17 protein-coding genes are annotated in these 20279 nt (G+C 61.2%); 11 read left to right on the top strand and 6 right to left on the bottom strand.

The genetic code is table 11. The features are described from left to right. Window positions 1-191 precede the first annotated feature (191 nt). Window positions 192-902: a transglycosylase SLT domain-containing protein gene (locus B8991_RS08550; RefSeq protein WP_084352724.1), complete on the top strand. Its 711-nt coding sequence runs from the start codon at window positions 192-194 to the stop codon at window positions 900-902. Window positions 903-914: 12 nt separating this feature from the next. Here B8991_RS08550 and B8991_RS08545 read toward each other — a convergent pair whose 3' ends face one another. Together B8991_RS08545 and pepN are read right to left on the bottom strand one after the other, a co-directional pair. Beyond that, entirely contained in the window at window positions 915-1793 is an 879-nt protein-coding gene (locus tag B8991_RS08545) for a lysophospholipid acyltransferase family protein (protein ID WP_084352723.1), read from the bottom strand. A 317-nt stretch (window positions 1794-2110) separates the two neighbouring features. Further along, entirely contained in the window at window positions 2111-4747 is a 2637-nt protein-coding gene (gene pepN / locus B8991_RS08540) for an aminopeptidase N (RefSeq protein WP_084352462.1), read from the bottom strand. Window positions 4748-4859: 112 nt separating this feature from the next. On the opposite strand from pepN, the gene B8991_RS08535 reads away from it, so the two are divergent. Then, complete coding sequence (locus B8991_RS08535) at window positions 4860-5057, top strand: hypothetical protein (RefSeq protein ID WP_084352460.1); 198 nt, start codon at window positions 4860-4862, stop codon at window positions 5055-5057. 230 nt (window positions 5058-5287) lie between these two features. Further along, on the top strand, window positions 5288-7429 hold the full coding sequence (locus B8991_RS08530; RefSeq protein WP_084352458.1) for a malate synthase G: 2142 nt from the start codon (window positions 5288-5290) through the stop codon (window positions 7427-7429). 166 nt (window positions 7430-7595) lie between these two features. Here the strand turns inward: B8991_RS08530 and B8991_RS08525 are convergent, their stop codons facing one another. Next, window positions 7596-8747, bottom strand: coding sequence for an amidohydrolase (locus B8991_RS08525; protein ID WP_084352722.1), 1152 nt, complete (start codon window positions 8745-8747; stop codon window positions 7596-7598). A 294-nt stretch (window positions 8748-9041) separates the two neighbouring features. Here B8991_RS08525 and B8991_RS08520 point away from each other — a divergent pair, with 294 nt between their 5' ends. After that, on the top strand, window positions 9042-9815 hold the full coding sequence (locus B8991_RS08520; RefSeq protein ID WP_084352456.1) for a gamma-glutamyl-gamma-aminobutyrate hydrolase family protein: 774 nt from the start codon (window positions 9042-9044) through the stop codon (window positions 9813-9815). Window positions 9816-9847: 32 nt separating this feature from the next. On the opposite strand, the gene kynU is transcribed toward B8991_RS08520, so the two are convergent. Together kynU and B8991_RS08510 are read right to left on the bottom strand one after the other, a co-directional pair. Further along, a complete protein-coding gene (gene kynU, locus B8991_RS08515) occupies window positions 9848-11041 on the bottom strand; it encodes a kynureninase (RefSeq protein WP_084352454.1) in 1194 nt (397 codons plus the stop codon). Continuing rightward, on the bottom strand, window positions 11038-11790 hold the full coding sequence (locus B8991_RS08510; protein ID WP_084352452.1) for an SDR family NAD(P)-dependent oxidoreductase: 753 nt from the start codon (window positions 11788-11790) through the stop codon (window positions 11038-11040). Before B8991_RS08510 ends, kynU begins: the two co-directional genes overlap by 4 nt. A 115-nt stretch (window positions 11791-11905) precedes the next feature. Here B8991_RS08510 and B8991_RS08505 point away from each other — a divergent pair, with 115 nt between their 5' ends. From B8991_RS08505 to B8991_RS08475, 7 genes are all read left to right on the top strand, one after another. Further along, the gene (locus B8991_RS08505; protein ID WP_084352450.1) at window positions 11906-12856 is read left to right on the top strand and encodes an MBL fold metallo-hydrolase; all 951 of its coding nucleotides are present in this window, start codon (window positions 11906-11908) and stop codon (window positions 12854-12856) included. A 49-nt stretch (window positions 12857-12905) separates the two neighbouring features. Continuing rightward, complete coding sequence (locus B8991_RS08500) at window positions 12906-13355, top strand: methyltransferase family protein (protein WP_084352448.1); 450 nt, start codon at window positions 12906-12908, stop codon at window positions 13353-13355. A 140-nt stretch (window positions 13356-13495) separates the two neighbouring features. After that, window positions 13496-15067, top strand: coding sequence for a Re/Si-specific NAD(P)(+) transhydrogenase subunit alpha (locus B8991_RS08495; protein ID WP_084352446.1), 1572 nt, complete (start codon window positions 13496-13498; stop codon window positions 15065-15067). Window positions 15068-15079: 12 nt separating this feature from the next. Next, window positions 15080-16513: an NAD(P)(+) transhydrogenase (Re/Si-specific) subunit beta gene (locus tag B8991_RS08490; protein ID WP_084352444.1), complete on the top strand. Its 1434-nt coding sequence runs from the start codon at window positions 15080-15082 to the stop codon at window positions 16511-16513. A 184-nt stretch (window positions 16514-16697) separates the two neighbouring features. Beyond that, window positions 16698-17138 (top strand): putative quinol monooxygenase, encoded by a 441-nt coding sequence (locus B8991_RS08485; RefSeq protein WP_179141448.1) that lies wholly within the window; start codon window positions 16698-16700, stop codon window positions 17136-17138. Window positions 17139-17217: 79 nt separating this feature from the next. Continuing rightward, a complete protein-coding gene (locus B8991_RS08480) occupies window positions 17218-17574 on the top strand; it encodes a VOC family protein (RefSeq protein ID WP_084352440.1) in 357 nt (118 codons plus the stop codon). Window positions 17575-17808: 234 nt separating this feature from the next. Further along, the gene (locus tag B8991_RS08475) at window positions 17809-19086 is read left to right on the top strand and encodes a DUF3422 family protein (RefSeq protein ID WP_084352438.1); all 1278 of its coding nucleotides are present in this window, start codon (window positions 17809-17811) and stop codon (window positions 19084-19086) included. Here B8991_RS08475 and B8991_RS08470 read toward each other — a convergent pair. Then, window positions 19022-20104, bottom strand: a complete 1083-nt coding sequence (locus B8991_RS08470) for a YeeE/YedE family protein (protein WP_084352436.1) — start codon at window positions 20102-20104, stop codon at window positions 19022-19024. The two genes, B8991_RS08475 and B8991_RS08470, sit on opposite strands and share 65 nt — an antisense overlap. Window positions 20105-20279 lie beyond the last annotated feature (175 nt).

Genomic DNA, 20279 nt, shown 5'->3' with positions numbered 1-20279 from the left:
GGTGCAACAGGTGCCGGGCAGGCCTGATGGACCGGGCAGAGGTCCCGGCGCAAAGGCCGGGACGCGACCTGCATGGGCCGGTGGTTGCGCATCTGCGGGTCAAAGGCGCGCCTTCGGGTACAAGCCGTGGTCGGATGCTTGCGCGTCGGGTGGCGTTTGGGCATTCTGTCACGATGCTCAGGTGCCTCATCATGTTGGGAGTATTGGCCGGACCGCTGCACGCGGCCGATACGGTGTTGCCTGATAAACCTGTGGGTGTCGCGCTGCTGCGGTCCGCGACGGTTCAGGGGAATATTGTAACGGCATCGGTGCTTGCGCCGACACGGTCATTGCGCCCCCAGCGCCGTATCGACCGTCTTCCTGCAACGCGCTGGCAAGATGTGAACAAGGGGCCGACATGGTCGCGCGCGGCCCTGTCGGCACTGTCCGCGCATGCCGAGCCGCTGGCCCGCACTGTGCCGCAAGATGTGGTCGATTGGTGTCCGGGCTACGCCAGTGCAAGTCTGGCCGATCGGCGGGCATTCTGGGTGGGGTTCCTGTCGGCGCTGGCCAAACATGAAAGCACCTACCGGCCCGAAGCTGTGGGCGGCGGCGGGCGCTGGTATGGATTGTTGCAAATTCTGCCGGCAACCGCGCGGGGCTATGGCTGCAAGGCCCGGACCGGAGCGGCGCTGATGAATGGTGCGGCGAACCTGTCCTGCGGATTGCGGATCATGACCCGGACGGTCCGCCGGGACGGGGTGATTTCGCGCGGAATGCGCGGTGTCGCCGCCGATTGGGGGCCCTTCCACAGTGCCGCGAAGCGCCGTGATATGGCGACTTGGTTGCGCAGGCAGAGCTACTGCAAATCGGTGCCATATGTGCGTCCGGTTGCCCGGCCGGTTGATCTTGCGTCGAACTGACCGTTGGATTGCTCAGTTAGGCGTTACACGCCGTCTCATCCAGAACGGCCTGCGCGAGCTATCCACCAGCGACACCGTCGGGGCATGCGCGCCGCCAAGCGCCAGAGTTGCGCGACGAAGAAGCTTTATCCCTTCGTCCGACCGGGCCGGAAGGGCGGCGGCAGAAATAGGCTCGCCGATGGTGATACGATACGGTTGGCGATGCTTGTTCAGCGTTTCGTGGAACAGAGTAATGTCGCGTAATGTCGGGTGGATCAGGTCAAACAGATAGAACATCGCCGAGTTGCGCGCCTGAATATTGACCGGGATCACCGGCAGATCGAATTTGCGCGCGATCATAGCCGCCGATGGCATCCACGGCCGTTCGTGCAGGCGCAGACCGGACCGTTTTGCCAGCCTGCCTGATGGAAAGATCACGCCCAGCCGATCCTCTGCCACAGCTTGACGCGTATAGGCCATTGTTTCGCGGGTCTTGCCGTGGCTGCGCTTTTCCGGTCGCCATTCCACTGGGGCGATCATGTCCTGCATCTGCGGCAGCACCCGCAGGATGTCGTGATTGGCGAAATAATACGCATCGGGGCGAATCCGGGCCAGTGCAGCGTGCAGGATGATGCCATCGGCAATTCCGGTCGGGTGATTTGCCACGACCATGGCTGCGCCTTGCCGGGGAATATTGTCCAGTCCGGCGACGACCACATCGCGCGCCAGCATCTGTGCCATCTGTTGCATGATCCGGGCGCTCGGTGTGTGGCGGAAACTCTCCGCCAGCGAAACGGTGCGCTTGTATGTCAGCAAGGTGTTCAGCGCGGCACGGGCCGGACGCGTGCCAAGCCGCCCGGAGAAAAGCCAAGGTGCACGTTCCTCGATAAGGGGATCTATCCGGTCATACATGTTGACCTGTTCACGGTTCTGCGGCGTCAATTGGGTAAGATTGGCCCTGCGCTGCGTTTTTTCAAGTTCTGGAGCGAACTGAACGATTTTATCAGCGGGAAACGGCCTTTTAAGGGCACGCGCGTTGCGAGGCCGTACCCGCTATTGAGGTGATTAACGTCCAGCACCCTTTCTTGCGATCGTCTATGTAACAAGGGCGGAATTTTCAGACAGCGACCGCCGGACCGGTGCGGCAACCTTTCGGGTGCCCCCGTTGTGTTCCACTTGGGTACGAAGCCCACCGATGCCCGTGCGGGCACCGATGGTCCTGAACGTGTTCATCCCAGGATGCGTCCTACCATTTCGGCGGTGTCCCGGCTGAGATCGGATTTGGCCGCGATACGTTCGAGGTTTTGCCGCATGAGCGCCTGCCGATCTGCATCGTACCGGCGCCAGGCCTGAAACACCGAGCACATCCGCGCCGTGGTTTGCGGATTCAGCGCGTCAAGTCGGATCAGCCAATCCGCAAGCAAGGCGTATCCGTCCCCGTCGGCGCGGTGGAACCCGGCATGGTTCATCGCCAGAGCGCCCATCGTCGCGCGGAACCGGTTGGGGTTCTTGAGGTCAAAGTCGGGATGTTCGGTCAGCGTCTTGGCGACATCCGCTGCGCGGGCCGGATCCGCCTCTGCGATTTGCAGCATGAACCACTTGTCGATCACCAGCCGGTCGTCTTTCCACCGGTTGTAAAACGCGGCCAACGCATCCTCGCCTCTGCCGGATCGGATCAGGCAAGCCAGTGCCGTTAGTTGCAAGGTCATGTTGTCGGCATGCGTGTATTGCCGCGCGGCCTGCGCACCTCCGTCCAGCCGTGTCGTCAACCCCAGAAGCTTGCCGGCAAGCGCGCGACGGCCGGCGGGGCCGGCATCGGGCGAATATGCCCCCTCGACCGTCATCTCTGCCTGCAAGCGGGGCAGGGCATCCTGCAACGTCTCCGCCAGTTGCTGCGCGACCGTCTCGCGCGCCTGCCAGATGGCATCCGGGTCCGGGGTGGTGCCCTGTTCATGCAGGGCTTGTGCCAGCTCGGATTCTGCTGGAAGCGAGAGCATAAGTGCCCGGAAAGCCGGGTCCGCCGTATCGTCCCGGACGACGCGGCTCATGCCTTCCAGCCAGCGGTCGTCGGCAGGGGAGCCGTTGCGGATCATCGCGATCAATCCGTCGCGAGCAAGCTGTCTGCCGGCTTCCCAGCGGTTGAACGGGTCGGTGTCATGCGCCAGCAGAAAGGCGCGCTTGTCGGCGCTGGTTTCGCGTTCCAGCACAACCGGCGCAGAAAATTCGCGCAGGATCGAGGGGATTGGCCGCGCCGACAGCCCGGTGAACTCGAAGCTTTGTTTGGCTTGCGTCATCTCCAGCAGCGTTGTCGCCAAGACCTCGTCGCCATTCGGGCCCAGAAGGCCAACAGCGATGGGCAGCACCTGTGGTTCCTTCTCGGTCTGACCAGATCCCTCCGGGGTGTGCTGTTCGAATGTCAGCGTGTAAGTGCCGCTTGGAGTGCCCCCGCCCCGGACTTGATCCGGGGCCTCGGGGTTGTCCGCAAGGTCCCGGCTCGGGGGCCGGGACGCGTCGTCTGCGGCGGCCCAGTCCTCCGTAACTTTCAGGCGTGGTGTGCCAGACTGGGAATACCAGCGCTTGAATTGCGTCAGATCGCGGCCTGTTGCATCCTCGAACACCCGCAACCAGTCTTCGATCGTGGCCGCGTCGCCATCATGCCGCTCGAAATAGAGGTCGAGCGCCTTCGCATAGGCCTCATCCCCGACCAGCCGTTTGAGCATGCCGATCACTTCGGCACCCTTCTCGTAGACAGTGGCAGTGTAGAAATTGTTGATCTCCTGAAAACGCTCGGGCCGGACCGGATGCGACAGCGGTCCCTGATCCTCTGGGAATTGCCGCGCGCGCAGGTCGATCACGTCGCTGATCCGCTTGACGGGGGCGGATCGCATGTCGGACGTGAATTGGCTGTCGCGGTAAACCGTCAGCCCTTCCTTCAGGCATAGTTGGAACCAGTCGCGACAGGTGATCCGGTTGCCGGTCCAGTTGTGGAAATACTCATGCGCGATGATCGCCTCTATCCGCTCAAAGTTGGCGTCGGTCGAGGTCTCTGGACTGGCCAGCACGGCAGAGGAGTTGAAGATGTTCAGCCCCTTGTTCTCCATCGCGCCCATGTTGAAGTCATCAACCGCGACGATGTTGAAGATGTCGAGATCGTATTCGCGCCCGTAAACATCCTCGTCCCATTTCATCGACTTCTTCAGCGCTTCCATCCCGAAGGCGCATTTGTGCAGATCGCCGGGCCGGACCCAAATGTTCAGTTCCACGTCCCGGCCCGACATGGTGGTAAAGCGATCTGGATGGTTGACCAGATCGCCCGCGACAAGTGCAAACAGATAGCTGGGCTTTTTCCAAGGGTCATGCCATTCGGCCCAGCCCTCACCTTCAGCCACCGGGTTGCCGTTTGACAGCATTACCGGCAGGTCAGATTCGATCCTGACGGTGAATGGCGCCATCACGTCCGGCCGATCGGGATAATAGGTGATCTTGCGAAAGCCTTCGGCCTCGCATTGCGTGCAATACATGCCGCTGGACATGTACAGCCCCTCAAGCGCGGTATTCGTCGCCGGGCTGATCTCGACCTCGGCCTCCCAGGTGAAAGGGCCGTCTGGGACGTCGCAACTCAGCCCCTCTTCCGTGATCGTGGGCGTGACCGCCACGCCGTCGATATGGCTGGAGATCAGCACCAGATCCTCGCCATGCAGAAAGAACGTCTGATCCACCCTGTCCGGATTGGGCGCAAAACGTATGCGGCTGATCACGCGCGTGGTTTTGGCGGCAAGCCGAAAGGTGAGATGCACATCCTCCACCAACCAAGCGGGCGGGGTGTAGTCCTTCAGATAAATCGTCTGAGGGGGGGAGTCTCTCATGCACACATCTCCGTGAGAACTGAATTTTCGCCGAACTTTTGCACCACCACGCTGTTGACCAAGTAGCGCGCGCAAAGCCGCGAAATGTTGACGCCAAATACAGGAGCATACGATGTCAGCCCCCAAAACGAATGTCGAGACCCAGGAAAAAAACCATCGCCCCGCTTTGGGCGGGATGAAATTCGCGGTAGGCGCAGCGTTGGTGCTGTTCATCGCGTTCGTTATCTGGGTGTTTGCCGCCGCTGACGATCCGGAAGGCGCAGAGACCCAGATTGACGGGCGGACCGGGGAGGCTGTCCAATCCGAATGATCGACAAGACGGACCCATGACGGGCTTGACCCGTCATCTTGTGGCCTCAGGCCTCTCAGAACGGATCTGATGCCCCAAGGCAGTTTGCGGACTTCCGGGCTCAGGGCTACGATCTACGGTGCGACCGCGCATCGGATGGATACCTCCATGTTGCCTAACGGAAATTTTTGTCCTACTCGTTTTTGCACAATTGCCGGGGCGCGTGCCTCGCGTAGGCCAAGAGGTTTTCCATGACACATCGCATCGACCGCAATGGTCTGCAAATCGACGAAGTTCTGTACAATTTCATTGAGGACCGCGCGCTGCCAGGAACGGGCATTGCCGCCGATGATTTCTGGGCGGGGCTGTCGGATCTGCTGCATGAGAAAGGCCCTGAAAACCGCGCACTTCTGGACAGACGTGACCAATTACAGGCCAAGATTGATGCTTGGCATATAGCGCAACGCGGGCAGACGCTTGACCTGCCGACCTACAAGGCGTTTCTGGAAGAGATCGGTTATCTTCTCCCGGAAGGCGGCGATTTTGAAATCGACACCGCAAATGTCGACCCAGAGATTGCGTCTGTGCCCGGTCCCCAACTTGTCGTCCCGATCACAAATGCGCGGTTTGCCCTGAATGCGGCGAATGCGCGTTGGGGTTCGCTGTACGATGCGTTCTACGGCACCGATGCGATGGGACATGCCGCGCCCAAAGGCCCCTATGACCGGGGGCGCGGTGCGCGGGTTGTCGCAAGGGCGCGGGTGTTTCTGGATAATGCTTTCCCGATCGAAGGTGGCTCACATGCAGATGCGCGGCGCTATCACATCAGTGATGGCGCGCTTCTGGTGGATGATATGCCGCTGGCGCAACCGGAAAAATTCGTCGGCTATCGCGGCCACCCCAAAGCACCGGAGGCGCTGCTGCTGCGCAATAACGGCTTGCATGTGGAACTGGTCTTCGACCGCACACATTTCATCGGTGCGCGTGATCAGGCAGGCTTGGCGGATGTCGTGATGGAATCCGCCGTGACCGCGATCATGGATTGCGAAGATTCCGTGGCCTGCGTCGATGCCGAGGATAAAGCACAAGCCTATGCCAACTGGCTTGGCCTGATGAAGGGCGATCTGGAGGCCAGCTTCACCAAGGGTGGCAAGACCCTGTCGCGCAGGCTGAACAAGGATCAAAGCTACACCGCGCCGGATGGCAGCGAGCTGGTCGTGAAGGGCCGCGCTTTGCTTTGGATCCGCAATGTCGGGCATCTGATGACCAACCCGGCCATTCTCGACAAGGATGGAAACGAGGTTTTCGAAGGTCTGATGGACGCGATGATCACGGTGCTGATCGCTATGCACGACCTGAACCGCGACGGTGGCAATTCGCTGAGCGGGTCTGTGTATGTGGTCAAACCCAAGATGCATGGACCAGAGGAAGTCGCCTTTGCCAGCGAGACTTTCGATCATGTTGAAAAGGTGCTGGGCCTGCCCGCGAATACCGTGAAGATCGGCATCATGGACGAAGAGCGCCGCACCACGGTCAACCTCAAGGAATGCATTCGCGCGGCACGCCATCGTGTCGCCTTCATCAATACCGGGTTTCTTGACCGGACCGGTGACGAGATCCACACCTCGATGGAGGCCGGGCCGTTCAGCCGCAAGGATTTTATCAAGCGCAAGGCATGGATCGGCGGGTACGAGAACCAGAACGTGGATATCGGGCTGGAATGCGGGCTTCAGGGCAAGGCGCAAATCGGCAAGGGCATGTGGGCGATGCCCGACGCCATGGCCGCGATGCTGGAAGCCAAGATCGAACACCCGAAATCCGGTGCCAACTGTGCCTGGGTGCCGTCGCCAACGGCGGCCACGCTTCACGCGTTGCATTACCACAAGGTCGATGTCTTCGCCGTGCAGGACAAGCTGAAGGCAGGCGGGCGGCGCGCCTATGTCGAAACGATCCTCGATATACCGCTGGCCAGCTACCGGATGTGGTCCGAGGCACAGATCCTGCAAGAGGTCGAAAACAACGCCCAAGGCATCCTTGGCTATGTTGTGCGCTGGATCGATCAGGGGATCGGATGCTCCAAGGTGCCCGACATCCATGACGTTGCCTTGATGGAGGACCGCGCCACGTGCCGGATTTCCGCCCAGCACATCGCCAACTGGTTGCACCACGATGTGATCAGCGCAGAGCAAGTGACCACGGCAATGGAAAAGATGGCCGCCGTGGTGGACCGGCAAAACGCAGAGGATCCTTCCTATGCCCCAATGGCGCCGGGTTTTGACGGTGTCGCCTATCAGGCCGCCTGTGATCTGGTGTTCAAGGGACGCGTGCAGCCTTCCGGCTATACCGAGCCGGTTCTGCACGCCCGCAGGCTGGAAAAGAAAGCAGCCGGTTGAGCCGGGCAACTCGGTCGAAGCTATTCAGTGATCGCGTCCAGGCCATTTCTTCTGCCGGATCGTGCCTCTGCGGGTGCAGGGACAATCCGGCAGGTAGATCCAATCTTTCCGTATTCGTTCGTTTCGGACCACGTTCCAGAACGTGCCCGCGTTGATCACCCGGTTGTCACGCTATCCCGAGAAGGTCGCGCGCGATCCGTTCGAATATCGCAGCGCCGATCGGAATAAGGTTGTCGTCAAAGTCATAATCGGGGTTGTGCAAGGCCGCGCAGTCTTTCCCTGTGCCAAGACAGAGCATTGCAGCCTTTGCATTCCAGCCGAACACGCCGAAATCCTCTGAGGCGCGCATCGGCAAACCGTCCTCGCCATTTGCCACGTCGATTGCGGTCATTGCGGCGACTGCGACAGCGGTTGCATCGGGGTCGTTGATCGAGGCGGCAAAGTCGTCGCAGATCTCGAACGAAATAGTCAGCCCATCACGTTCGGCGATTTTCTCGGCAACGATGCGTGCCTTTCCTGCGATGCTTTCCAGTGCATCATCACTCGCGCTGCGCAGGGTCACATGGATCACCGCGTCACCCGGGGCGACGCCAAAGGTCGGCTCGCCGACGCGGACATGTGTGACGGTGGCCAGTCTGAATGCATCGTTCAGCGCGCCTCCGGCGCCGAGGGCGCTTAAGGCAGGGATCAGTTCAGCGACGGCGCGTGCCGGTGACATGCCGTCCTCGGGGTTGGCCGCGTGGGCGGTCTTTCCCTTCAGCTTTATCGCAAGACCGCTAGAGGCGCAGTTGATCAGGCCGGCCCGCGTTGCAACATGGCCAAATTCGCGGCCGGGCTCGTTATGGATTGCGAAAGCCCAATCCGGAGCGATGTCAGCGAAGGTCGGGTCTGTCACCACCGCGCGGGCCCCGCGACCGTCCTCTTCGGCGGGTTGAAACATCAGCACGACCCGTCCTGACGCGACCGGTTTGCGTGCGATCAGCCGCCCCAGCGCCAGCAGCATGGTCGTATGCCCGTCATGCCCGCACAGGTGGCCTTGGCCGGGGATCTGGGACACCCAGGCCTTGTCCGACTGCTCTTGTATCGGCAGGCCGTCCAGTTCTGCCCGGAACAGGACGGTCGGGCCGTCAACGGCACCGCCGAAGACCGCAGCGACCCCGTGCCCGCCCAGATTTTGCAGAATTCGGTCCGGGGAGAGCGATTGAAGCGCTGCGACGATGGAACGGGCCGTTTCGACCTCTTGCCCGGATAATTCCGGGCGTCTGTGAAGGTCTCGGCGGAAGCGCGTCAGTTCAACAAGGTCAGCGTTTGTCAGCATCGGTTCGCCTGCATTTATCATTACCAAGACAGTAGGCATGGTTTCAAAATTGGTCAAAGCGGTCCTTGGGTGGTGATGTTCGGGCGCGGCAGGCAACATCTCAACGGCGCGCCATTTTCTGCGCCGCAGAGGGGGCGTTGGTTACGGGTGCGTTAAAGGGCGACCGACTGCCTTGAAACCGGGCAGCGCGGCCCATCTTGGGTGTGTGTCCGCCTCAAACTGTAGCATCCGGGCTTTTCTCTTACCCCTGAGAGCATTAGATTGACGCAGAAGCGTTCCGGAGACCTGTCCAATATGACACGACCCATTGTCGGCATTATCGGCAACCAGCATTTGCTCAACGATGACTATCCGGCCCATGCCGGTGGGGCGATGAACTCTGAGGCGGTTGCCTGTGTTTCAGGGTGCATTCCGTTGCTGATCCCTGCCGATCCGCGTTTCGTGACGGTGGCGGAGTTGATGCAGACTTGTGACGGATTTCTGCTGACCGGCGGGCGGCCCAATGTCCATCCCGAGGAATACGGCGAGACACCGACCGAAGCGCATGGCGCGTTCGACCGGGCGCGCGATGCCATCACCCTGCCGCTGGTACGGGCTTGCGTCGAGGCGGGCCAGCCGTTTCTTGGTATCTGCCGCGGTTATCAAGAGGTGAACGTGGCGATGGGCGGGACGCTTTATCCCGAAATCCGCGACCTGCCGGGCCGGATGAACCACCGCATGCCGCCCGACGGCACGATCGAAGAGAAATTCGCGCTGCGCCACAAGGTCACTTTTACCGAAGGCGGCGTCTTTCATCGGTTGTTGGGCACGTCCGAGGTGATGACGAATACGCTGCACGGGCAGGGGGTCAAGACGCCCGGCGCGCGTTTCGTGATTGACGGGCTGGCCCCCGATGGCACGGCCGAGGCCGCCTATATCAAAGGTGCGGCGGGCTTTACCCTGTCGGTGCAGTGGCATCCGGAATGGGACGCGGCCAATGATCCGGTGTCGCGCCCGCTGTTCACCGCCTTTGGCGATGCGGTACGGGCATGGGCGAGCGGTGCGCGCGCCGCGCTGAGAACTGCCTGAGCCACCCGACTTGCAGCGCGTCGTGCCCGTGTTCAGGTCACGGCGGCGCGCTTGTGATATTCAGGCCGGTCCCAAAGCTTTTGGTCCAGAATCTCCGCAAGGATCTTTGCGGCGGCGCTGACATCGTCCTGCGATATATAAAGCGGCGTGATACCGAACCGCAAAATGTCAGGGGCACGGAAATCGCCGATCACGCCTCTGGCGATCAGGGCCTGCATGACCGCATAGCCCTGTGGGTGACGAAAGCTGATCTGAGAGCCGCGCATGGCATGTGCCTCGGGCGTGGCGAGCGTCAGGTCGGGGCAGGGGGCGCGCATTTCGGCGATGAACAGATCGCCAAGCGCCAAGGAGGCCTTGCGCAGCGCCTGCATATCCACCCCGTCCCAGATATCAAGCGCGGTTTCCAGCGCCGCCATCTGTAATACGGCAGGCGTTCCGACACGCATCCGCTCGATCCCCTGACCGGGGCGGTAATCCGCGTCGAAGGCAAAGGGCGCTTCATGCCCCAGCCAACCAGACAGAGCAGGCTGCGCGGTGTCCGCATGTTGCGGAGCCACATAGATGAAGGCGGGCGCGCCGGGGCCGCCGTTCAGAAACTTGTAGGTGCAGCCACAGGCGAAATCGGCTTTGCCCGCCGTCAGATCCACCGGCACGGCGCCCGCCGAATGCGCCAGATCCCAGATCGCCAGCGCGCCTTTGTCGTGCGCCTTGGCAGTCAGCGCGGGCATGTCGTGGCGGCGTCCCGTGCGATAGTCCACCTCTGTAATCATCAGTGCCGCGACCTCTTCGGTGATGGCGTCCGCCACCTCCTCTGGTGCAACAACCCGCAGCTCATGGCCCTTGTCCAGCCCGGCGATCAACCCCTGTGCCATATACAGATCCGAGGGGAAATTGCCGCTGTCCGACAGGATGACCTTGCGATCCGGGCACATGTGCAAAGCAGCGGCGAGGGCCTGATAGATCTTGACCGACAATGTGTCGCCCAGCACCACGCTTCCCGTTGGCGCGCCCAGCAACGCGCCTATGCGGTCGCCCAGAACCGAAGGTTGCGCCATCCATCCGGCGCGATTCCAGCCGGTGATAAGCATCTCGCCCCATTCGTCCTGCACCGTCCGCGAGATCCGCTCGGCGGCGGCTTTCGGCAGAGGGCCCAGTGAATTTCCGTCCAGATAGATCACGCCTTCGGGCAGGTCGAACATCTCGCGGGTTGCAGTAAAATCCATCACATTTCACCTCCAGCGATCTGGACTGCCTGTCCATTGATGCTCCCGGAATTGTCACCGCAAAGCCAGAGCGCGGCCTCGGCAACCTCTGCGGGGGCGATCAGGCGGCCATGCGGATTGGCACCGACCATGACCTTGCGGGCGTCATCCTCTGACATGCCGGTGCGGGCCATGATGCGGTCAATATTTTGCGGCACGATATTGGTGTCCACATAGGCCGGGCAAAGCGCGTTGAACGTGTAGGGTTTGCCAAGATAATCGGCGGCCAACGCGCGGATCAGCCCGATCATGGCGTGTTTCGAGGCGCTGTAGCAGGGCGCGCCTTTCAGGCCACGAACACCGGCAATTGACGACACTGCGATGACGCGCCCCCAGTCGGTCTGATGCATGGAGGCAAGACATTCGCGGATCGTCAGAAAGGCACCATCAAGATTGGTCGCCATCATGTCGCGCCAGAACGTCATGTCCGTCTTGTGCAGGGCGCGACCCTCGGCAATGCCGGCATTGGGCACACAGATCTGGACAGGCCCACGGGCGGCAACGGCACCTGCGATACCCTCCACGACCGATGCTTCTTCGCGGACGTCCATTTCCAGCGGATGCAGGATGCCGTCTGCAACCTTTTCCAGCACCGCGCGGCGGCGTCCGGTGATCGTGACCACGGCACCCCGTTCTGCCAGCGCGCGGGCGATTGCAAGGCCAATCCCGGTGCCGCCGCCTGTGACGAGTGCGTGTTTTCCTGCGAGTGTCATGCGCGTCCTTTCTTTTCCGGGGCAGAGTAGCGCAGCCGGAGGCAGGAGCAAGGGGCCGCTTTACTTACGCATTCATTCCTGTGAATGTGACGGCGAAATTCGCAGGGAGAGTCGCATGAAAACCTTTTTGATTGGCGCGGTGGCCGCAGTATTAGCGCAGTCTGTTTGGGCCAGTGAGGATATTGCGGATCAATATCCGCAGTCGGAACTTTACTCCAAGCCGGTCGAGGTGATCCCACATGTATTCTCGGCCATAGGGGCAACGGCACCGCCGACCTATGAGAATTCCGGCCATAACAACAACCTCAGCTTCGTGGTGACAGGCGATGGTGTCGTGGTGGTCAATGGTGGCGCCAGCGCGCGTCTGGCCGCCGCACTGCATGATGAAATCCGCGCGGTGACGGACCAGCCTGTGCGGCTTGTCATCAACGAGAACGGCCAAGGCCATGCGATGTTGGGCAATTCCTATTGGGCCGATCAGGGCGTCGATATACTCGCCCATGTCGAAGCCATCGAAGAAATCGAGGAAAACGGCGACTTCATTCTGCAAGCCATGCAGGGCTACAACCGTGACAAGGCAGACGGCACGCGCGTGGCGGTGCCGAACATGTCGTTCGAGGACCGCAAAGCCGTCGAGATGGGCGATGTGACGCTGGAAGTGCTTCACCTTGGCGCCGCACACGGGCCGGGCGACACGCAGGTGTGGATTCCGCAATGGAGCCTGATGATCGCCGGAGACATCGCCTTTCACGAACGGATGCCGCCGATTTTTGCCGATACCTGCACCTCTTGCTGGATCGAGACCTGGGAGACCGCGCTGGTGCCACTGAACCCGACCTATGTCATTCCGGGGCATGGGCATCCGACGAACCTTGCGCAGGTCACGCGTTACACGCACGATTATCTGGTGGATTTGCGCGCAAAGATTGGGGCGCATCTCGAAGAGGGGGGCGATCTGGCCGGGGCCTATTACGTCGATCAGACGAACTGGGCGCATCTGGATACGTTCGAGGAGTTGGCGACAAAGAATGCCGGCCGGGTCTTTGAGGAAATGGAATGGGAATAGGGGCAGCGGACGAGCGGGCACCGTCGCCTGCCGATGTCCGGAATATGACATGAAATGGCTTGATCTACCGCCCGTCTGGTTGGTCGGTGCACTGGGTCTGGCCTGGGCGCAAAAGACATGGGCACCGATGGCGCTGAGCTTTGGTCCGGTCTGGGCCGATCTGCTGGGCGGCATGCTGGTTGGCGGCGGGCTGTTGTTGATGGTGCTTGCCGTTTACGAGATGCGGTCGAAACGGACCACCGTCGTGCCGCACCGCATTCCTGACGCGCTGGTGACCACGGGCATTTTCAGCCGCACACGCAATCCGATCTATCTTGGCGATTCGATGATCTTGACCGGAATGATCCTGCATTGGGACGCCGTGCTGGCACTGCCTCTGGTCCCGATTTTCGTCTGGTTGATCGAAACGCGGTTCATTCTTCCGGAAGAGGCGCGTCTACGACGAAAGTTCGTTGCGCAATTCGCACGATACGCGCAACAAGTCAGAAGGTGGGTGTAACTTCTGCTCTTAATATGCTGTGTAGCAGCATTGAACGGCGGCATGGCTGCTTGTCGCGGGTAGGTCAGCACTGTAGACCGATCAAGATGCGGCATTGCCGCTAGGGAAATTGCCCGTTCTGACGCAAGGGGGACAGGAACTTGAAGATAGGAACGCCAAAGGAAGTGTTCGACGGCGAGAACCGGGTCGCGATGACTCCGGACTCGGCGCTTCAGCTGCAAAAGCTGGGGTATGATTGTGTAATTGAAACCGGGGCCGGACTGGCCGCAGGGTTTTCGGATGCGACCTATGAGGCCGCTGGAGTCGAAATCGCAGCGACCGCCGCATCGTTGTGGCAAGAGTCCAACATCATCGCCAAGGTGCGACCCCCCAGCGATGCAGAGGCCGAATGGCTGACTGCTGATAAAACCCTGATTTCGTTTTTCTATCCGGCTTCCAACAAGGAGCTGATGGATCTGTGCGCCTCCAAGGGTGCCAGCGTCATTGCGATGGATATGGTGCCGCGCATCAGCCGTGCCCAGAAGATGGACGCGCTGTCCTCGATGGCCAATATCGCGGGCTACCGCGCGGTGATCGAAGCAGGCAACAACTTTGGCCGCTTCTTCACCGGCCAGATCACGGCGGCGGGCAAGGTGCCCCCGGCCAAGGTTCTGGTCGTCGGTGCGGGTGTTGCCGGTCTGGCCGCCATCGGCACCTCGACTTCGCTGGGTGCGATCACTTACGCCTTCGACGTGCGCCCCGAAGTGGCCGAGCAGGTCGAATCAATGGGTGCCGAATTTGTCTACCTCGATTTCGAGGAAGAACAGCAGGACGGCGCGGCAACCGGTGGCTATGCCGCCGTATCCTCGCCCGAATTTGCGGCGGCCCAACTGGCGAAGTTCCGCGAGCTTGCGCCTGATATCGACATCGTCATCACCACTGCCCTGATCCCCAACCGCGAAGCACCAGAGCTGTGGACCGAGGATATGGTCAAGGCGATGAAGCCGGGATCGGTCATCGTGGACCTTGCCGCCGAACGCGGCGGCAACTGCAAACTGACCGTGCCGGACGAGAAGATCGTGACCGACAATGGCGTGACCATCATCGGCTACACCGATTTCCCCAGCCGGATGGCGACGCAATCCTCGACGCTTTATGCCACCAACATCCGTCACATGATGACCGACCTGACGCCTGAAAAGGACGGCAATCCGGTTCACAACATGGAGGATGACGTGATCCGCGGGGCAACCATCGCTCACGCATCCGAGGTGACCTTCCCGCCGCCACCGCCCAAGGTAAAGGCGATCGCGGCGCAGAAGAAAGACAAGCCCAAGGAACTGACGGCAGCAGAGAAGCGCGCCAACGAGGTCGCGGCCTTCAAGACACAGACCAAACAGCAGGTGACCCTGTTGGCGGTCGGTGGCGCCTTGGTGCTGGGTGTGGGGCTGATCGCGCCTGCCAGCTTCATGCAGCACTTCATCGTCTTTGTGCTGGCCGTGTTCGTCGGGTTCCAGGTGATCTGGGGGGTGGCGCACAGCCTGCACACGCCATTGATGGCCGTCACCAACGCCATCTCGTCGATCATCATTCTTGGCGCGCTGATGCAGATCGGTTCCGGGTCGTTCCTGGTGATCCTGCTGGCCGCGCTTTCGGTCTTCATGGCCGGTATCAACATTTTCGGCGGCTTCCTCGTGACACGGCGCATGCTCGCCATGTTCCAGAAGTCGTAAGGGGGCAGGGTTATGGAATTCGGATTTACAACAGCGGCCTATGTCGTCGCGGCTGTCCTTTTCATCCTCTCTCTGGGGGGGCTTTCAGGACAGGAAAGCGCAAAACGCGCTGTCTGGTACGGCATCGTCGGCATGGCGCTTGCTGTTTTTGCAACGCTGATCGGGCCGGGCTCGGGGTTGTGGCTATTGTCCCTGATCCTGATCGCGGCAGGCGGCACCATCGGCTGGATCATCGCCAAGCGCGTCGGAATGACCGAGATGCCGCAACTGGTGGCCGCGATGCACAGCCTTGTCGGTCTGGCGGCAGTCTTTGTGGGCTTCAACGCGCATTTCGAACTGGGTCGGGTGCTGGCCATGGACGAAACCGCGCGACTGGCTCTTGACGGCTTTGCGGCGCTGATCGCCAAGAAAGACGGCGTCGAGCAGGGCATCCTGCGGGTTGAGCTCTACCTTGGCATCCTGATCGGTGCGATCACCTTCACCGGTTCGATTGTGGCGTTCGGCAAACTGGCCGGCAAGGTCACCAGCGCGGCGAAGAAGCTGCCGGGTGGGCATCTGCTGAACATCGGGGCGGCGGTTCTGTCGCTGCTCTGCCTGATCTGGTACATGAATACGGGCGGTTTCTTCCCGCTGTTCTTGATGACCTTGGCGGCGCTGTTTGTCGGCTATCACCTGATCATGGGCATCGGCGGTGCCGACATGCCGGTGGTTGTCTCGATGCTGAACAGCTATTCCGGCTGGGCGGCGGCTGCGATCGGTTTCAGCCTTGGCAACGATCTTCTGATCGTGGTCGGCGCGCTGGTCGGCTCATCCGGTGCGATCCTGTCCTACATCATGTGCAAGGCGATGAACCGCTCTTTCGTTTCTGTCATCCTGGGCGGCTTTGGTGGCCCCGCGGGCGAGCAGATGGCGGTTGAGGGCGAGCAGATCGCGATTGACGCGGATGGCGTGGCCAACGCATTGGACGAGGCAGACAGCGTCATCATCATCCCGGGCTACGGGATGGCGGTCGCCCAGGCCCAGCAATCGGTGTCTGAACTGACCAAACGCCTGCGCGACAAGGGCAAGAACGTGCGTTTCGCCATTCACCCCGTTGCGGGCCGTCTGCCGGGTCATATGAACGTGCTTCTGGCCGAAGCCAAAGTGCCCTATGACATCGTGATGGAGATGGACGAGATCAACGACGACTTCCCCGATACGGACGTCGCCATCGTGATCGGGTCCAATGACATCGTGAACCCGGCCGCACAGGACGATCCCAACAGCCCCATCGCTGGCATGCCGGTGCTGGAATGCTGGAAGGCCAAGCAGGTCTTCGTCTCCAAACGCGGGCAGGGCACCGGCTATTCCGGCATCGAGAACCCGCTGTTCTTCAAGGACAACACGCGCATGTTCTACGGCGATGCCAAGGACAGCCTGAACGCGCTTCTGGCCAAGATCAGCTAAGCGCGCCCCTTTTTGAACCTTCATCGTGAGGCCCCGCTTTGATCCGCGGGGCCTTATTGCATTCAGACGTCGCTTGCGACGCAGCTTTCGTTGCCGGAAATGCGCAATGATGTTAACCTTGGGTCACCGTCGCATAGTATCTTTACAGCCCTGCTGCCGTCGTCCAGTTTTTGGAGAACCACAGATGACCCGATATTTCCATCGTTTTCTATCTGCCGTCGGCGTGATCTTCGTGCTTTCCGGTGCGGCACATGCAGATGGCCATTCGGACGAAAGCGCCGATGATATTCAACTGCTTGTCGAGGTGACAATCAAGGATGGGAAAGAGGAGGCGTTCCAGACACTTATGGCCGACATGATCACCTCGACCCAGACCGAGGACGGAACGCTTCGCTACGAATTTCAACGCTCGGGCGATTTGGTGCATCTTCAGGATCGCTATGCTGACAATGCCTCAGCCGTCGCCCATATGCAAAGCTTTGGTCCAAATTTCGGCGCACGGTTTTCGGATGTGTTCACGTCCACGCGGCTGGTTGTGTACGGTCCTGCCAACGAAGCTGTGCGTGCGCTCTTTGATCCGCTCGGCGCGGTCTATTTCGAACGTGTCGGTGGGTTTCGGCGCTGACGGCGGCGGTATCCAGATGGCCACACTGGGCGGGAACGGCGCGTTCCATGGCTGAAATGAGATTTTGGGGAAGACGATCATGCACAAGGTTAACGGCATTGGCGGGGTGTTCTTCCGGGCGAAAGATCCCGCGGCGCTGTCGCAATGGTACAGCCAGCATCTTGGCGTCGATCCGGTGACGGATGCGCCTTGGCAGCAGCGCGAAGGCTATACTGTTTTTGCGCCGTTTCCGGCAGATACCGATTATTTCAGCCGCTCTGGCCAGCAGTGGATGCTGAATTACCGCGTCGATGATCTGGAGGGTATGATCGCGCAACTCAAACGCGCGGGCATCGAAGTTGAGACCCGTGACGAATGGAACAGTCCCGAGGTCGGGCAATTTGCCCGCATCCACGACCCGGAGGGCAATCCGGTGGAGTTGTGGCAACCCGCCTGAGCGTTTGCGATGCTTTGGACCGCCTTGTGGAGCAGTCGCAAATCCGCGCCGCGTTGACTGATGCCGCTATCCCTTTGGAAAAGCGGTGGAATGCTGCGTTTCTGGGCCGCACAGGCGCTTTCGGTATACAGTTGTATTCCTGTAACTTGTGGAATTAATTGAATATTTCTGTTTACAGCGCCACGCGCTCTGCCTATGCGAGGGCAACTGACTTGATCTGGATCCGCTTCTCCGATGCCCATATCCGACCATGATTTGCGCTACCGTCTGGCCAATGAACTGCACGCCCGGCCGTTTCCGTTTTTGACCACGCCATGTCGTGCGGTGTTTCTGGCGGTCAAACGACCTGACGACGCCGCATCGCGGGACCGCGCCGCCGATCTGGCGCATCTGACGGATCTTCTGGATCGTCACGGTGCTGCGCATCCTCAGCCGGGGGCCACGCATTTCTCGGGTGAGATCGGCAAACACTCGATCAAATGGGAAAGTCATACGGAGTTCGTGACCTACACGGTGTTCCTGTCCGGGCTTGGGCAACGGCCATTCGATCCCACCGATTTTGACGTCTTTCCCGACGACTGGTTGCAGGCGGCGCCGGGGGTTCGGATGACCTCGGCAATGATCCGGGTGGAACGTCGCATTTCCGACGAAGATGTGGCGGCCAAGGTGAATGACTGGTTTGTGCCGGAAAGCCTTGCCGTCAGTGACGTGCTGGACGGCGAGGTGGTCATTGCGGGCGATTTTCGCATCGACTCTGCGGGCCATTCCCGGTTCGCCGCCTTTGTGGGCGAACAGACCGGCGAGCGGCGGGTCGGGCGCGTGGTGCAGCGCCTGTGCGAGATCGAGACCTACAAGACCATGTCGATGCTGGGCTTTGCGCGGGTGCGCGAACTTGCGCCGCAAATGAGCGTGATCGACGCAGAACTTTCCGAGTTGATGGTTCAGATGACCTCTGGCGACGATCCCTCAGAGGCAACGCTGGGCGGGCTGCTGCGCGTCTCGGCAGAGCTGGAGTCCTTGTCGGCGCAATCGGCGTTCCGCTTTGGTGCCACCGGTGCCTATGAGGCGCTTGTCAGTCAGCGCGTCGAGGTGCTGCGCGAAGAGCGGTTCGGCGGCCGTCAGACTTTTGCCGAATTCATGATGCGCCGCTTCGATCCGGCCATGCGCACCGTCAAATCCAGCGAACGGCGGCTGGAGGCGATGGCCGACCGGGCGATCAGGGCGGGCGATCTGCTGCGCACGCGGGTCGAGGTCGAACGCTCTGCCCAGAACCAGAAGCTGCTGGAAAGCATGGACAAGCGTGCCGATATGCAATTGCGTCTGCAAGAGACAGTCGAGGGTCTGTCGGTCGTCGCGATCAGCTATTACGCCGTGTCGCTTGCAGGCTATCTGCTTTACCCGCTTGCAGAGCTTGTCGGGCTGAGCAAGGGGCTGCTTCAGGCGGCGGTCACTCTGCCGGTTGTTGTGCTGGTGTGGCTGGCAATCCGTCGGATACGCGCCCGGATGGAGTGACACCGCGCAGCGCGACATTGACCGCCAGCGCGCCGCCCGCAATCGACAGGATCGCGAGGATCGCGGCGAAGGACAGTGTGGGGACGCCCGACAGGCCTGCGCCCACGGTGCAGCCGCCTGCCAATACCCCGCCCACGCCCATCAGCGCCGCGCCCGTCAGGTAGCGGCCGGTCTGTGCGGCGCTTTCGAAACTTTGCCAGCGAAAGCTGCGGAAAACCAGCGAAGACGCCAATGCGCCCACCAGCACACCGCCCAGAAGGCCCACGCCGAACCCCGCAGGGATAGATGTCGAGGCGACCAGCCAGAACAGGCTGTCAGCAGAGGGCGAGGTAAAGGACAGGCTTTCCATCGCGATCGGGTCGAACTCGTCCAGCAGGATGAACCCGGTGCCGACCCAAGCGGCAGGCACAAGCAAGCCCAGCAGTCCGGCCATCAGCAGCGTCCCCGCGCGGTTTCCCGAGCGCAAACCCACCGCCAATGCTGCCAGACCGACAATAGCGGCCCAAAGCACTGCGCCGCCGGGCAGGGCCGCCAGGCTGACAGTTTCGCCCAGGGGCAGCGTCACTGCGCCAAGCGTCGTGCGGACAGGCGCCAGAACGCCCTTGAGCGTGGCATGGGCGACCACGCCAAAGACCAGCAGGACCAGCAGGGCGCGCAGGTTGCCCGATCCGGTCAGGACCGTCAGCCGGGACACGCAGCCGCGCGTCAGGACCATGCCTGCGCCGAACATCGCACCGCCAGCGACGATGGCCAGCCATGGCAGATCCGCGGCCATGAAACGATGCCCGTCAAAGCCGATCAATCCGTAGGCCACGGCGAGCTGCGTGCCGATCACAGCGACACCAAGCGCCGTCAGCCAGACACCAAGTGCAGCGCGACGGTCCTCGCCCACAAGGCCACGGCGAAAACAGAACTTCGTGCGCTCGGCAAAGACGCCGAACAGCAGTCCGATGACCAGTGCCAGCACGACGCTGGCCTGTTTCGCGGTGGTTTCTTCAAAGCCGAAGGATTCGAACATGGCGCGGCCCCTGTTTGGAAAACTGTCCGCATCTGGGCCAAATTTTTGCTGCAATCAAGCAAAAATTGGCCGTGTGGATGCGTGTGTTTGGAATGATGTTCTACATTGGCAGGCCGCGCGGTGTATTCGTCCGTGCCGAGCGAGCAGCACGAAACATGCGGACTGCAACGCTCGA

Source organism: Primorskyibacter flagellatus, assembly GCF_900176485.1.
Lineage (GTDB): Bacteria > Pseudomonadota > Alphaproteobacteria > Rhodobacterales > Rhodobacteraceae > Primorskyibacter > Primorskyibacter flagellatus.
Note: the sequence above shows the minus strand (reverse complement) of the source record. Positions and strands in the feature narration are given on the sequence as shown.

Bases quoted from the DNA above. Each gene is read 5' to 3' on its own strand.
- B8991_RS08490 (WP_084352444.1), top strand. From the start codon at position 15,080: ATGGAATTCGGATTTACAACAGCGGCCTATGTCGTCGCGGCTGTCCTT.
- B8991_RS08510 (WP_084352452.1), bottom strand. From the start codon at position 11,790: ATGACACTCGCAGGAAAACACGCACTCGTCACAGGCGGCGGCACCGGG.
- B8991_RS08530 (WP_084352458.1), top strand. From the start codon at position 5,288: ATGACACATCGCATCGACCGCAATGGTCTGCAAATCGACGAAGTTCTG.
- B8991_RS08475 (WP_084352438.1), top strand. From the start codon at position 17,809: ATGCCCATATCCGACCATGATTTGCGCTACCGTCTGGCCAATGAACTG.
- B8991_RS08535 (WP_084352460.1), top strand. From the start codon at position 4,860: ATGTCAGCCCCCAAAACGAATGTCGAGACCCAGGAAAAAAACCATCGC.
- B8991_RS08505 (WP_084352450.1), top strand. From the start codon at position 11,906: ATGAAAACCTTTTTGATTGGCGCGGTGGCCGCAGTATTAGCGCAGTCT.
- B8991_RS08480 (WP_084352440.1), top strand. From the start codon at position 17,218: ATGCACAAGGTTAACGGCATTGGCGGGGTGTTCTTCCGGGCGAAAGAT.
- pepN (WP_084352462.1), bottom strand. From the start codon at position 4,747: ATGAGAGACTCCCCCCCTCAGACGATTTATCTGAAGGACTACACCCCG.
- B8991_RS08545 (WP_084352723.1), bottom strand. From the start codon at position 1,793: ATGTATGACCGGATAGATCCCCTTATCGAGGAACGTGCACCTTGGCTT.
- B8991_RS08485 (WP_179141448.1), top strand. From the start codon at position 16,698: ATGACCCGATATTTCCATCGTTTTCTATCTGCCGTCGGCGTGATCTTC.
- B8991_RS08470 (WP_084352436.1), bottom strand. From the start codon at position 20,104: ATGTTCGAATCCTTCGGCTTTGAAGAAACCACCGCGAAACAGGCCAGC.
- B8991_RS08500 (WP_084352448.1), top strand. From the start codon at position 12,906: ATGAAATGGCTTGATCTACCGCCCGTCTGGTTGGTCGGTGCACTGGGT.
- B8991_RS08520 (WP_084352456.1), top strand. From the start codon at position 9,042: ATGACACGACCCATTGTCGGCATTATCGGCAACCAGCATTTGCTCAAC.
- B8991_RS08550 (WP_084352724.1), top strand. From the start codon at position 192: ATGTTGGGAGTATTGGCCGGACCGCTGCACGCGGCCGATACGGTGTTG.
- B8991_RS08525 (WP_084352722.1), bottom strand. From the start codon at position 8,747: ATGCTGACAAACGCTGACCTTGTTGAACTGACGCGCTTCCGCCGAGAC.